The organism is Pedobacter westerhofensis (assembly GCF_900182595.1).
Classification (GTDB): domain Bacteria; phylum Bacteroidota; class Bacteroidia; order Sphingobacteriales; family Sphingobacteriaceae; genus Pedobacter; species Pedobacter westerhofensis.
On the sequence record NZ_FXTN01000005.1, the window covers coordinates 124,237 to 138,708 of the forward strand.

Sequence of the window (14,472 nt, forward strand, 5' to 3'; positions counted from 1 at the left end):
AGCTTTGTTTCAAAATCGGTGTATTCCTTATTTTTTCAGTAACACTACACATTTATCGATTTCACGCACAAAATCGTTAATTTTTTGCTTTATATCAAGTGTCTTCTCGCTTGTCCCTTCAATACTCTTAGCCAGTTTAAGCACCCTCATCTTCTCATCAAGATCAGAATTCTTTGCTTTTGAAGCATTTAGAGCCAGTTTCACTGATGCATTTTCCTGCTTTAACAATTCGTTTTCTTCCTGTAAAGCATTACACAGCTCAATTAACCGGGCCGTTTTATGTAATACTGAATTTAATTGTTCCGCAACCGAAGACATCTTAATAAAATTGATTGAATCTGTATAATTTTTCTAAAAGTAACAAATAAAATTACTTTCTGATCTCTGCTTTCGCTGTTTGCGCTAAGTTAGCTATAATCTTTTGCATAACGGCATCAATTTGCTTATCGGTCAAGGTTTGCTGATCGTCCTGAAGTGTAAAATTCAAAGCGTACGACTTTTTATTTTCGGGCAGCTTATCCCCTACGTACACATCAAACACCTGCACATCTTTTAATAATTTTTTCTCCGTTTTGTAGGCAATGGATTTCAACGCATCGAAAGTTACATCCGTATCTACCAGCATGGAAAGGTCGCGCCTTACCGCAGGATATTTAGAGATTTCTTTGTTGATCACCTTATTTTTTCTCACGATATCCAGGATCAGTGCCCAGTCGAAATCCGCATAGAAAACATCCTTATCCACATCGGCCAGTTTCCTGTCTGCCGCAGTTGCCGCACCAAAACTTACTATAGGCTGCGGACCTCTGAAATATTTAAGTCCGTAGGCAAAATTTTCGTCGCTCAGTTCTTCTGTCTGGTAATTCGTAATTGCCAGTCGGCCCAATACAGCATCAACGGCAGCCTTGATCTGATAGAATGTTACCGGACTTTGTTTCTGGCTCCATGATTCAGACGCAATAGCACCGGAAAGCAGGATCAGCAGCCTTGGCCGCTCAACATACTTTTCATTGATCAGGTGGTATGTTTTACCAAACTCGTAAAATTTAACGTCAGTATTTTTCCTGTTCTGATTGTAAGCAACGCTTTCCATTGCAGGCATCAGCAGGCTCTGGCGCATCACGTTCAAATCTATACTTAAGGCATTCAATAGCTTAACAGCTTCTTCAGGTTTTTTAGAATAGGCCTCTTTAGTCAGTGAGTTGCACATGATCTCTAAATACCCATTCGCTGTCAGCATATCAGCAATTACATGCTGTGTTTGTTCCTTATCAGGTTTCGTAGTAAATGACAAGGACGCATTCACTTTAGTTGGGATTTCAATATTATTGTATCCGTAAATACGCAATACCTCTTCCGTGATATCGCACTCGCGGGTAACATCAACTTTAAAACTTGGAACTTTTAGTGACAACCCGTCCTGCGTTTCGGCGGCAACAGTTATTCCTAAAGATGTAATGATATCTTTAATTTCCTGATCAGGAATAGCTGCACCAATGAGCCCGGTAATATTTGCATAACTCACCTCTACATCAAAAGGCGCAACCGGCTGAGGATAGATATCGCCAACGGCAGAAGTAACCTCGCCGCCTGCAAGCTCCTGGATCAGCAGGGCAGCACGTTTTAATGCAGTCACCGTCATCTCAGGATCTGTTCCTCTCTCATAACGGAAAGATGCATCCGTTTTTAAGGTCAGGCGCTTTGCGGTTTTACGTACCGAGACTGCATTGAAATAGGCGCTTTCTAAAAATATATTTGTAGTTTTTTCAGTTACTCCTGAATTTTTACCACCATAAACACCGGCAATAGTAACCGGTTTCTCTGCATCACAGATCATCAAATCGTCGGCCGATAATTTACGCGTTGTACCGTCAAGCGTGACAAACTCCGTCTGGTCTGCAACTTTCTTTACAATGATCTGCTTACCGGCAATCTCATCAGCATCAAAAGCATGCAATGGCTGACCAAGGTCGTGCAGCACATAATTAGTAATATCCACGATGTTATTGATCGGGCGGATGCCAATCACCTTTAATTTATCCTGCAACCAATCAGGCGATGTTTTAACAGTCACTCCGCTGATAGAAACACTGCTGTAACGCGGGCATGCATCAGTATCCTGAACATCCACCGCAACGGTTAAACTTTCATCATGTACTTTGAAAGATGAAATATCAGGCATCGTCAGCTCAATCCTGAGATAAGCCGCGAGATCCCTTGCCACACCAAGATGCGACGCTGCATCAGCCCTGTTAGGGGTTAAGCCGATCTCAAAAAGATAATCATCTTCCATTTTGAAGTATTCTTTGGCAGGCGTACCAGGTACAGCATCTGCATCAAGCACCATGATCCCCGCATGAGAACCGCCTAAACCAATTTCATCTTCCGCACAGATCATCCCCTCAGAAACTTCGCCCCTGATTTTGGATTTATTGATCTGAAAAGGCTCCCCTTCATTAGGATATACGGTTGTACCCACGGTAGCAACCACTACTTTCTGCCCCTCTGCAACATTGGGCGCTCCACAAACCACCTGGATCGGCTCTGCAGTACCAACATTTACCGTAGTCACCCTTAACCTGTCAGCATTGGGATGCTGCACACAGGTAAGCACATGGCCAATTACCAATCCTTCGAGACCGCCCACAATAGGCTGTACTTTTTCGAGGCTCTCAACTTCAAGACCAATATTGGTCAGTATCAGTGAAAGTTCCTGTGGTAAAAGGTCTGTTTGTATGAATTGTTTAAGCCAGTTATATGATATCTTCATGTTCTAATCTCGATCTAAAACGCAAAGATATAAAATAATGCCTTGCGCAATATGAATTCACCTATAATCGACACATATTTACGCTCAGATCATTCCCTCATCTGCTAAACTAAGATAAGAGCCGCCCGCTACAATCAGATGATCAAGTACAAACAGATCCATGGTCTTGCCCGCTTCAACTAATTTTTTGGTAATCCTGATATCTTCATCGCTGGCCTTCAGGTTACCCGATGGGTGGTTATGAAAAAGTATAAGATAGGCTGCATTTCGTTCCAGAGCTGTCTTGAAGATGATTTTAGGATCGGCAATAGTTCCGGCACGACCGCCCTTACTGATCATTGCCTTGCCGATTACTCCATTTGCAGAATTGAGCATCATGATCCAGAACTCTTCGTGATTGAGATCTGCCAGTGCAGGATGCATCATTTCAAATGCATCCCTGGCGCAGGTGATCACTGGTTTCTTTTGATCGGGCTCTTCTTTTCGCCTGCGGCCGATTTCAAGAGCCGCTATAATGGTCACCGCTTTTGCATCTCCAATACCGTGAAAGTTTTTGAGTTCATCCAGTGATGCCCTGCCCAGTTCAGATAAACTATGGTCATATTGACCAAGAATGCTTTGGCTTAGTTTAACAACAGAGACGCCGGCGGTGCCGGAGCCTATGAGTATTGCGATGAGTTCAGCATCAGAGAGCGACCTGCGACCTTCCCGGATCAGTTTTTCCCTGGGCTGGTCATCTACCGCAAAACCTGTGATTCTACGTTTTTGTTTAAGTTTTACCATAAACAAAAAAACGGGATAAGCCATTGGCTATCCCGTTCTCAGTATTGTAAACTTACTACTATTTTAGGTTGTTAACAAATTTAGTCAACTTTGATTTATTGTTGGCAGCTTTGTTTTTGTGAATAACGTTTTTCTTAGCTAAACGGTCCAGCATAGAAATTACTTTAGGCAATAACTCCTGACCTGATGTTTTATCTACAGAAGCACGTAATCTTTTAATAAAAGTACGCGTTGTTTTTGCTTGGTACCTGTTACGTAAACGTTTAGTAGCGTTTGCTCTTATTCTTTTTAAAGATGATTTATGATTTGCCATTTTTTAGTATAATAATATTTTATATAATTTAAGGTTTTGGTGATTTTCCGAATCTCCTTTTACCTTATCATTCTCTTTTTTTCGGACTGCAAATATAGAACTTATGTTTTTAAAATGCAAAACGATATCACAAATAATTTAAATATTCTTAATTATTGATTTACACCAGTTTAGATTAGTATGGTATTCATGATGTAAGCGGCTTGTGTCTGGCTGTGTCAGAAACAAGCCAAGACAAAGATTAAAGGCAGGTAGAACAGGTTTTTGCCAGGTGGTTGATAGGGGGTTGGTAGGGGTCTTATAGGCCTTTACATGCTCCAGTAGGCCTAGCAATCCGCTACCAAGGACCTTGCAAAACCGAAAATAGTACACGTTTACTGCTTATTCAGGTCTCTTTTAAGATGTATTCACATAAATCCAAATAGATGTTAATACTTACCATTACATAATCAATAAGACATATTATCATTTAAACCTTTCATTAAATGCCTAAAATGCTATTTTTGACAGCATCATTCATCATACCCGGCCAAGCCAGCTTGAATGCAATTGAAAACACAGACACCACATGAAAAAGCGTATCGCCATATTTGCCTCAGGTTCGGGTTCCAATGCCCAGAAAATCATGGAACTGTTTAAACACAGTCCGGAAGTAGAAATTGCTCTCGTATTGACCAATAACCCGGAAGCATATGTACTACAGCGTGCAGACAACTTTGAGATACCCTCACATATCTTCGACAGAAAAGAGTTTTATGAAAGTGATCAGATTGTAGAGCTGCTTAAGAACCTTGACATCGACCTGATCGTACTTGCAGGCTTCCTGTGGCTGATCCCTAAAAACCTGATCGCAGAATATCCCGGACGCATCATCAACATCCATCCTGCCCTCCTGCCAAAGTTTGGCGGCAAGGGAATGTATGGCGACTATGTGCATAAAGCCGTACTTGCAGCAGGAGAAACAGAAGGCGGCATCACGATTCATTATGTAGATGAAAAATACGATGAAGGCCAGATTATACACCAGGCAAAATACCGGATAGATAAAGGCGATAATCTGGAAATGATAAAGTTTAAAGGGCAACAACTTGAACACCAGCACTATCCGCGTGTTGTGGAAACTATCCTGAAAAAGATACAGAAATAAGATTTTTTATAGATCGATTACTGAATTTTATCGCTTAAAATTTATAATTTTGCGGCTCAAAAATTACACCCAATGAGTCAACAAATAAAGATCAAAAACGCTTTAATCTCAGTATATTACAAAGACGGTCTGGAGCCACTTGTACGCCTGCTTTCGCAGCAGGGTGTTCAATTGTTCTCTACAGGCGGTACAGAACAGTTCATTAAAGATTTGAATTTGCCTGTTACAGCTGTTGAAGACCTTACTGGTTATCCTTCGATTTTAGGCGGCAGGGTTAAAACTTTGCATCCGAAAGTTTTCGGTGGTATCTTAAACCGCAGGAACCTGAATGAAGACAAAGCTCAGATTGCAGAATATGAAATTCCTGAGATTGACCTCGTGATCGTTGATCTTTATCCTTTTGAAGAAACACTGAAAGCCGGTGGCACTGAAGAGGAAATCATTGAAAAAATTGATATCGGCGGTATCTCCCTGATCAGGGCAGCAGCCAAAAACTTTAATGATGTAGTGATCCTGGCATCAAAAGATGACTACTCTACCCTGCAGCAGCAGCTGGAAGACCAGAACGGAGAAACTACTATTGCCCAGCGTAAGGCCTACGCAAAAAAAGCATTCCATACGTCTTCACATTACGATACTGCGATCTTCAACTATTTTAACACTGAAGAGCCGCTTACTGTATTTAAACAGAGCCTGAACACCGCTAAAACATTGCGTTATGGCGAAAACCCGCATCAGCAGGGCGTATTCTACGGTAACCTTGATGAGATGTTCACCAAGCTGAACGGGAAAGAGCTTTCTTATAATAACCTGGTAGACGTAGATGCAGCAGTAAGCCTTATTGATGAATTCCAGGAGCCTACCTTCGCGATCCTGAAACATACCAACGCATGCGGCGTGGCTTCAAGAGCTACCATCGCTCAGGCATGGGACGATGCACTGGCATGCGACCCGGTTTCTGCCTTTGGCGGTGTACTGATCGCTAACCGCGAGATTGACCTGGCAACAGCTACAGAAATCAACAAATTATTTTTCGAAGTCCTGATTGCACCTTCTTATCAGCCGGAAGCGGTTGAGCTGTTCAAGGCAAAGAAAAACAGAGTGATCCTTCAGCGCAATGATGTTGAGCTGAGCAAGAAACAATTCAAGACATTATTGAACGGTGTGATTGAGCAGGATAAAGACCTGATCATCGAAGGCCCGGATCAAATGACTGCTGTTACGGAGAAAACCCCTACAGCGGATGAGTTAAATGACCTGTTCTTTGCAAATAAAATCGTTAAGCATACAAAATCAAATACTATCGTATTTGTGAAAGATAATACCCTGCTGGCAAGCGGTGTCGGACAGACGTCGAGAGTTGACGCATTGAAACAGGCAATTGTGAAAGCTGCTGCTTTTAATTTTGACCTGGTAGGTTCAGTAATGGCATCAGACGCTTTCTTCCCTTTCCCTGACTGTGTGGAAATCGCTGCTGAAGCTGGTGTAACAGCGGTTCTTCAACCTGGAGGGTCAATAAAAGACACTGATTCTATCGACATGGCAAACGAAAAAAACATCGCTATGGTGACCACTGGAATCAGACATTTTAAGCACTAATTTTTTAAAGCGGAATACAATAAAAAGATGTAGTTTTACATTCTAATAGTATATAGAATTTTTATAACATAACTTATCACCTATAAATGGGTTTATTTAACTGGTTCACACAAGAGGTTGCCATAGATTTAGGCACCGCCAACACCCTGATTATACATAATGATAAAGTGGTTGTTGATGAACCTTCAATCGTTGCTTTTGACAGACAAACAAATAAAATTATAGCAATAGGCCGTCAGGCTATGCAAATGGAGGGTAAAACGCACGATAATATCCGTACGGTAAGACCTCTTAAAGACGGTGTTATTGCAGATTTTAATGCTGCTGAAGCGATGATTAAAGGTATGATACGCATGCTCAACGGCGGAAAAGGATGGATGTTCCCTTCCCTGAGAATGGTTATCTGTATTCCTTCAGGTATAACTGAGGTTGAAAAACGTGCAGTAAGGGATTCGGCAGAAATTGCCGGCGCCAAAGAGGTTTACCTGATCCACGAACCTATGGCTGCGGCAGTAGGTATCGGTATCGATGTGGAAGAACCTATGGGTAACATGATTATCGATATCGGCGGCGGAACAACTGAAATCGCTGTAATTGCGCTTTCTGGTATTGTATGCGATCAGTCTATCCGTGTTGCCGGAGATAACTTTGATTCAGATATTGTAAATTATATCCGCCGTCAGCATAACATCATGATTGGCGACCGTACTGCAGAAAAAATCAAGATTGAAGTGGGCGCCGCCCTTCCTGAATTGTCAGATCCGCCGGCAGATTTTGCTGTACAGGGAAGAGACCTCATGACTGGCGTACCAAAACAAATCACGGTTTCATATACTGAAATTGCACACTGTTTAGATAAATCGATCTCCAAAATTGAGGAAGCAATCCTGAAAGCTTTGGAGATTACCCCACCAGAACTTTCTGCTGATATTTACCAGACAGGTATCTATCTTACCGGAGGTGGCGCATTGCTGCGCGGGCTGGATAAACGTGTGGCTGCAAAAACAAAACTTCCTGTGCATGTGGCCGAAGATCCGCTACGTGCTGTTGTTCGCGGTACTGGTATCGCCCTCAAGAACATTGGAAGCTACAAGTTTTTGATGCAATAGGCTTAAACAACAGAACAAAAAAATAATAATGTGGGTGCGGTCTGAAAGCTGCACTCACATTTTTCATAAAAGTATTTTAATAAAAGCTTTGTATTTTTATCTTTAGCTTTAAAATATTTATGATTGATGGTGATATTCCTATACAGAATGATGAACTATGCGTAACCTTTGGATTTTCATAAACAGATACAACGCATTTTTTCTGTTCGTCATTTTTTTCACCATTGGTGTTGTGCTCACTGTAAAGAACAATGCCTATCAGCGGAGCGTCACTTTAAATTCTACCAATCAAATTGTCGGTCAGGCGTATATCAGGTTAAACGTTTTCAAACGGTACATGAACCTGGGAGAGGTGAACGACAGCCTTGCTTTCGAAAACGCAAAGCTGAACACTGAACTCTTAGCACTTAAAGGTATTGACAGCGCTAAAAATGTTGTAGTGAAGGATACGGTGAACCATGTGCAGTATACCTATCTTGCCGCCAGGGTAATTAAAAACTCTGTCACATTACGGAACAATATCATCACAATTAACAAAGGCACACTGGACGGGATTGAAAGCGGCATGCCCGTCATATCCGCGGGAAAAGGAGTGGTGGGTATCATCCGGGATGTTTCAGATCACCTGGCTACGATAGAATCCCTATTGAATAAAGACGCCAAGATCAGTGTAAGCCTAAAGTCTACAAACGCAATTGGTTCACTGGTGTGGGGCGACCGCAATTCAGATGTACGGAAAGCTTTTATCAAAGACGTGGCCAATCATATCCAGGTGAAATTGAGGGATACCGTGATTACCTCCGGATTTGGTTCATTCCCTCCCGGTATTCCCGTTGGACTGATCAGTAATAAGGGGATATCTACCGGTGATAACTTCCTTACCATCGAGATCAGGCTTTTTAACGATTTTAGTACTTTACAGTATGTGTATGTAATTAAGGATAAATTGGCGCAGGAACAGAAAGCTTTAGAATTAAAATTGCCGAATGAACAGTAGAATTATAGTAATCAATATCATAAGGTGGTTTATCCTTCTTTCCATACAGGTCCTGTTGCTCAGGAACCTGAGTTTTTATGACCTGGCTACTCCCTTTACCTATATCCTCTTTTTACTGCTGCTTCCGTTTGGAACCCCAAACCTGTTGCTGTACCTGATAGCTTTTGGCACAGGATTAACGCTTGACGCTTTTTACGACACACTTGGCGTACACACTGCCGCCTGCGTAACACTGGCGTTTGTAAGGATCTTGTTTATCTCTGTTACAGTCAGCCGCGATAACTTTGATGAACCGGAGCCTTCTCTGGGCAACATGGGCTTTAAGTGGTTCTCCCTGTATGCACTGCTATGTACATTCTCGCACCATCTGGTGCTTTTCCTATTAGAAGCTTTTAAATTAACAGAACTCTCGTATACTTTGTTAAGATGCCTGTTTAGCGGTATCTTTACTTTATTCACTGTTATATTGATAGAATTTATCTTCTACAATAGAAAAATGCGATAAATGGATAATCTTTTCAATAGAAAATACATCATACAAGGCTTGTTTATCGTAGTTGCGCTGATTCTTTTAGGGCAGTTATTTTATATACAGGTAGCCAGCGACCGCTATTTTCTTTCTGCAAACAGCAATGTCCTGCGCAAGAAATACACTTTTCCGGCACGTGGTATTATCCTCGACAGGAATAATAAGGTACTGGTACAGAACGAACCTGTGTACGACCTGATGGTAACGCCCAACCTGGTGAAGCCTTTTGATACCGCAGCACTCTGCAAAATCATCGGCATCGACATGAAAGGTTTTCATAAGCGCTTTAACAAAGCCAGAAACCAGTCGAGATACCAGCGCTCTGTTTTTGAAAAACAACTTTCCGTACAAACTTATGCCGCTTTGCAGGAAAGGCTCTCCCGTTTTGTGGGATTTGAAACACAAAACCGTACCGTAAGGCATTACCCTGATAGTGTAGCAGGCCAGTTCTTTGGTTATGTAAAAGAAGTTTCTGAGAAAGACATTGAAAAAAGTAACGGATATTTCCGCCCTGGCGATTATATTGGTAAAGCGGGTGTAGAACGTCAGTATAATGATGTGCTGCAGGGAGAACGGGGTGTAGAAAACACGATATATAATGCCCGGAATGTGCCGCAGGGAAGTTACCTTAATGGTAAGTTTGATACATTGGCCACTTCCGGCGAAACATTGGTTTCTTCACTGGATATCAGGCTGCAGAAACTGGGCGAACAGCTGCTGCACAATAAGGTTGGGAGCATTGTTGCTATCGAGCCCAGCACGGGCGAAGTACTGGCATTTGTGAGCAGCCCTACATATGATCCTAACCTCATGGTTGGAAGGCAGCAGGGGAATAATTATATGGAGATTTTCGGTTCCCCTAACCGTCCTTTTACGGTAAGGCCATTATCCGGATATTATTCACCGGGTTCATCATTTAAACCACTTGACGACCTGATTGCACTACAGGAAGGGGTAATTGATCCCAATACCACATTTAACTGCCCCGGCGGTTACTGGGCGGGAAATCACCTGGTGAGATGCGAACACGTAGACGGCAACATTTCCCTGAGACGAGGGCTCGCACGGTCCTGCAATACCTATGCCTGCTATGTTTACCAGAAGCTGATGACGCAAAGCAAGTACAAGAGCAAGATTGCGGCATATGACGACTGGCAGGCCAAGGTGAGAAAATTTGGCATTGGTTCCAAACTTGATCTGGACATGCCTTTTGAACGTCCTGGAAGACTTTTCACTTCAGAAGAATATACAAAAAGATTTGGCAAATACTGGGGCTACACTACTACCATCTCGCTGGCTATCGGTCAGGGCGAGATGAGTGCAACCCCGCTCCAAATGGCAAATATTATGGCCGTAATTGCCAACAGGGGATACTACATCAAGCCTCACCTGATCAAAGCCATCGGCGAAAAAAAGGAAGTAAAAAAAGAATACCTGGTTAGAAATTCGGTGGATATTGATGTGGCCCATTTTGAACCTGTGATTGATGGCATGCAGGATGCGGTAAATGCACCTTATGGTACAGCAAGGGATTCGGCCCTGCCCGATATCATTATGTGCGGAAAAACGGGTACCGTTCAGAACCCGCATGGAAAAAACCACTCTGTTTTTATTGGTTTTGCCCCCCGTGACAATCCGAAAATAGCCATAGCAGTGATTGTTGAAAATGCCGGCTATGGTAGTGCGTATGCGGCCCCAATTGCCAGTTATATCACAGAAACCTATTTGAAAGGCAAGCTTTCGGGCAACCGGGTGGATCGTGCAGAATGGATGAAAAACCAGGTGGTACTTCCCGAAGTACCTAAACCAAAAATTCCGTTTTTATTAAAAGATACTACCGGTAAAACTGCGGCGCCGGGAACAGCCGCATCCGGAACACCGTCAACACCAGGAGCCGCTGACACAAAAAATTTACCTATAGTGCCCCGGCCAGGAGCAACACCGGCGAAGCCTGAAATACCAGTTAAAAAGACCACAGAAAACAAAAAATTACAAATTACGAGATGAGTACACAACAGGGCGGCCGTTTCTTCTTTAATGTAGACTGGATTACCATTTTAATCTATGTGGCCCTATGTACCATTGGTTTTGTAAATATTTATGCTTCAATCTACAACCCCGATACTTCCACGCTGTTTAATTTTGGCAGTAACTACGGCAAGCAGCTGATCTTTATTTTGACCGCACTGGTGCTTGGCTTTTCCATTTTACTGCTGGATGCAAAATTCTTTAGTGTGTTCTCCCCCATCGTGTACGGGATAACTATGCTGCTGCTGATGGCTGTGCTTGTTGTTGGACGAAAAGTAGCAGGAAACCAGGCTTGGATCCCTTTGGGAAGCTTCAGGCTCCAGCCTTCAGAGCTCGCTAAATTTGGGACGGCCCTGCTAGTAGCGCGTTATGTAGGGAATTTTAATCCCAAGTTCAGGGATATTAAATCTATTTTCTTTGCCGGACTGATCATCTGTTTTCCATTACTGCTCATTATGCTTCAGCCCGATACAGGTTCGGCACTTGTATTCCTGGCCTTTATGTTTCCGCTGTACAGAGAAGGGCTGTCAGGATATTTCCTGCTGATTTTCCTGGGAATGATCGTATTGTTTATTGCCGATTTTCTTGTTCCGATTTCAATCCTCATTCCGATCATTGTGCTGGTGGGCGTATTTTTTGCCTGGCAGAACAAACGAAAACAGAAGATGATGTTTTCCATGATCATCGCAACCATTGTTGCAGTTGCTTACCTGTTTTTTGTGAAACTGGCTTACGAAAAAGTTCTTGAACCGCATCAGCGGACACGTATAGAGATTATGCTGGGATTAAAAACAGATCCCAAGGGCGCCGGATATAATGTCATACAGTCCAAAATTGCAATTGGCTCAGGGCAGATCACCGGCAGGGGCTTTTTGGAAGGTACACAAACAAAATATGGTTATGTACCCGAACAAAGTACGGACTTTATCTTCTCTACCATTGGTGAGGAATGGGGCTTTGTGGGTTGCAGTGTAGTTATCGGCCTATATATTTTCCTGCTGCTGAGGGTAATCAATCTCGCCGAAAGGCAACGTTCAACATTCTCCAGGGTATACGGGTATTGCGTGGCCAGCATCATCTTTTTCCACGTATTTATCAATATAGGAATGACCATCGGCATTATTCCCGTGATCGGAATTCCGCTCCCCTTTATCAGTTATGGCGGATCCTCATTATGGAGCTTTACCGTGCTGCTGTTTATTTTCCTCAAACTCGATTCAAACAGAATGGGCTTTATTTAGCCGGAAACCGTTGATTCAGTAATTCATAAAACTGATCTGCGGTATCTTGTCTGGAGGCCCAGTTGTTTTTTACAGCATAGTTATTTTGCAGAAAGGCATCAGCCGTTTTAAAATCGGGCATCTTGTTGAGCAGATCGATTGCCTCAGCATAAGCGAGGTTGTAACCGTTAAAGAGATCTTTGATATACCTCATCTTATCATTTAAACTGATCGCCTGTTTCAGGTCAGTAACCGGTATTCTGCCCGCACCGGTATTAAAGTTTTTTGCAGCGTTATTGCCAGAAAGGATGTCATTCAGCGTAGGCTTGGCTTTAGGTTGTTCATCAGGTACATCTGACACAGGCGTTTCTTCAACCTTGCTTACAGGACTGAACAATTCACTTTGTTGTATAGGTTCTGTATAGGGTTTAGTTTCTGCTACTGGTTCAGTTCCTTCATTCGGCTCCTGCTTTGAAACGTCTGGTGTTTCTACCAGTTCCGGTTCTTTAAACGGCTCAGCATTTTCCTCTTTTATATCTTCTTCAATGATATGCTGTTCAAAATTGGTTTCTCCCACAATATCTTCTTCGGCATTTTCTGCAGCTATATCTTCAGCCTCAGCAGGCTCATTCTCAACAAATTCATCTTCATCAGGGCCAGTCACATCAGACTCTTCTTCTGCTTCTAATGGCTCAGATACCAGAAAGGGCTCAGGCCCGATCTCATCTTCTTCCGGCAGTTCGCTTTCCAGGCTGTCCAGTTCTCTCAGTTTCTGTTTTTGCGCTATAATCTGCGCTTCTTCTTTACTCAGCGGCCGGTCAAAAATCTCATCTATGGATTTCTCCTCAAACTCGAACTTGTCACTTGAAGGTTTGTCATTCAGGATAAATTCAAAGGTGGAGGGTTCTTTATCAATTTTAAATATATCTTCTTCAATCCCATGTATCAAAGAATGAGTTTCTGCAAGATTTGCACTGCTGTTGTGTTCATCCACAATTTTAACCGGGATAACCGGCTGCTGCTCAATCATCTCATGCTCAGGGAGTGCGTGTTCTGGGAGCGCTTTCTGAATGGATTTGCTATTTAGCTTTCTAACGATCTGGACATGATCAGTTAAAAAACTGGAGTTTGCCAAAAAGAGTTCGAGCTCCAATTCATTCAGCTCTTCAGGATTTTGAGCTAAGTATTGATACTGCTCATTCAACTCATTGAGTATCTGTCCTATTTTTTTAAATATGTCCTCCTGGTTCATCATAGTGGTATAACGCGAAAATTGGTGTTTTATGTTGATAAATACACTCAAAAGTACTATAAATTTAGGCCGAATAAAAACCTTAAATATTAAGCCGGAATCGCGATATTCGCAGGTTTAGATACCCTCAGCAAAAAGCATGTTATTTAGCGAACAAAATTATAGCAAAGGAGAGTTTGGCGGCAGCATTGAGGTCATCTGCGGCTCCATGTTCTCCGGCAAAACCGAAGAACTGATCAGGAGATTAAAGCGTGCAGAGATTGCTAAACTCAAGGTTGAGATTTTTAAACCTACCACTGATATCAGGTATGACGAAACCGCTGTTGTATCGCACAACTATAATAGTATCGCTGCTACACCTGTTGACCACTCTGCCGAGATCCTGCTGCTGAGGGCAGATACACAGGTTGTAGGTATTGATGAAGCGCAATTTTTTGATGACGGCTTGCCTGAAGTTTGCAATATACTTGCCAACAAAGGCCTGCGGGTGATTGTGGCAGGACTGGATATGGACTTTGCAGGTAAACCTTTTGGCCCTGTTCCCGCGCTGATGGCTATTGCAGAATTGGTTACAAAGGTGAATGCAGTTTGTGTACGATGCGGCAATCCTGCAATGTACTCTTTCCGCAGGGTAGCCAGTGAGGCGAAAATCCTGCTCGGCGAGAAAGAGAGCTATGAGCCCAGGTGCAGGATTTGTTTTCACGCTAAAGATTAAGATATCCAAA

At 42.7% G+C, this 14,472-nt stretch carries 13 protein-coding genes; 8 read left to right on the top strand and 5 right to left on the bottom strand.

Annotated features, from left to right (window positions below; genetic code table 11):
- Positions 1 to 27: 27 nt before the first annotated feature.
- From FN831_RS10825 to rpsT, 4 genes are all read right to left on the bottom strand, one after another.
- Positions 28 to 318, bottom strand: coding sequence for a hypothetical protein (locus FN831_RS10825; protein WP_090559056.1), 291 nt, complete (start codon positions 316 to 318; stop codon positions 28 to 30).
- Positions 319 to 370: 52 nt separating this feature from the next.
- Positions 371 to 2,770: a phenylalanine--tRNA ligase subunit beta gene (gene pheT, locus FN831_RS10830; RefSeq protein WP_142528247.1), complete on the bottom strand. Its 2,400-nt coding sequence runs from the start codon at positions 2,768 to 2,770 to the stop codon at positions 371 to 373.
- An 84-nt stretch (positions 2,771 to 2,854) separates the two neighbouring features.
- Positions 2,855 to 3,553: a RadC family protein gene (gene radC, locus FN831_RS10835; protein ID WP_142528248.1), complete on the bottom strand. Its 699-nt coding sequence runs from the start codon at positions 3,551 to 3,553 to the stop codon at positions 2,855 to 2,857.
- Between the two features lie 58 nt (positions 3,554 to 3,611).
- Complete coding sequence (gene rpsT, locus FN831_RS10840; protein WP_142528249.1) at positions 3,612 to 3,866, bottom strand: 30S ribosomal protein S20; 255 nt, start codon at positions 3,864 to 3,866, stop codon at positions 3,612 to 3,614.
- Between the two features lie 568 nt (positions 3,867 to 4,434).
- Here rpsT and purN point away from each other — a divergent pair.
- The 7 genes from purN (at position 4,435) to rodA (ending at position 12,516) form a co-directional block, all read left to right on the top strand.
- Positions 4,435 to 5,013, top strand: a complete 579-nt coding sequence (gene purN, locus FN831_RS10845; protein ID WP_142528250.1) for a phosphoribosylglycinamide formyltransferase — start codon at positions 4,435 to 4,437, stop codon at positions 5,011 to 5,013.
- Positions 5,014 to 5,085: 72 nt separating this feature from the next.
- Entirely contained in the window at positions 5,086 to 6,612 is a 1,527-nt protein-coding gene (gene purH / locus FN831_RS10850) for a bifunctional phosphoribosylaminoimidazolecarboxamide formyltransferase/IMP cyclohydrolase (RefSeq protein ID WP_142528251.1), read from the top strand.
- 86 nt (positions 6,613 to 6,698) lie between these two features.
- Positions 6,699 to 7,721, top strand: a complete 1,023-nt coding sequence (locus FN831_RS10855; RefSeq protein WP_068403231.1) for a rod shape-determining protein — start codon at positions 6,699 to 6,701, stop codon at positions 7,719 to 7,721.
- Positions 7,722 to 7,878: 157 nt separating this feature from the next.
- Positions 7,879 to 8,718, top strand: a complete 840-nt coding sequence (gene mreC, locus FN831_RS10860; protein WP_142528252.1) for a rod shape-determining protein MreC — start codon at positions 7,879 to 7,881, stop codon at positions 8,716 to 8,718.
- Positions 8,708 to 9,223: a rod shape-determining protein MreD gene (locus tag FN831_RS10865; protein ID WP_142528253.1), complete on the top strand. Its 516-nt coding sequence runs from the start codon at positions 8,708 to 8,710 to the stop codon at positions 9,221 to 9,223. The genes mreC and FN831_RS10865 overlap by 11 nt, the downstream gene beginning before the upstream one ends.
- The gene (mrdA, locus tag FN831_RS10870) at positions 9,224 to 11,254 is read left to right on the top strand and encodes a penicillin-binding protein 2 (protein ID WP_142528254.1); all 2,031 of its coding nucleotides are present in this window, start codon (positions 9,224 to 9,226) and stop codon (positions 11,252 to 11,254) included.
- Positions 11,251 to 12,516, top strand: coding sequence for a rod shape-determining protein RodA (rodA, locus tag FN831_RS10875; protein WP_142528255.1), 1,266 nt, complete (start codon positions 11,251 to 11,253; stop codon positions 12,514 to 12,516). Before mrdA ends, rodA begins: the two co-directional genes overlap by 4 nt.
- On the opposite strand, the gene FN831_RS10880 is transcribed toward rodA, so the two are convergent.
- Positions 12,509 to 13,750, bottom strand: coding sequence for a hypothetical protein (locus tag FN831_RS10880; protein WP_142528256.1), 1,242 nt, complete (start codon positions 13,748 to 13,750; stop codon positions 12,509 to 12,511). The two genes, rodA and FN831_RS10880, sit on opposite strands and share 8 nt — an antisense overlap.
- 136 nt (positions 13,751 to 13,886) lie before the next feature.
- Between FN831_RS10880 and FN831_RS10885 the strand changes: the two genes are divergently transcribed.
- Positions 13,887 to 14,462, top strand: a complete 576-nt coding sequence (locus tag FN831_RS10885) for a thymidine kinase (protein ID WP_142528257.1) — start codon at positions 13,887 to 13,889, stop codon at positions 14,460 to 14,462.
- Positions 14,463 to 14,472 lie beyond the last annotated feature (10 nt).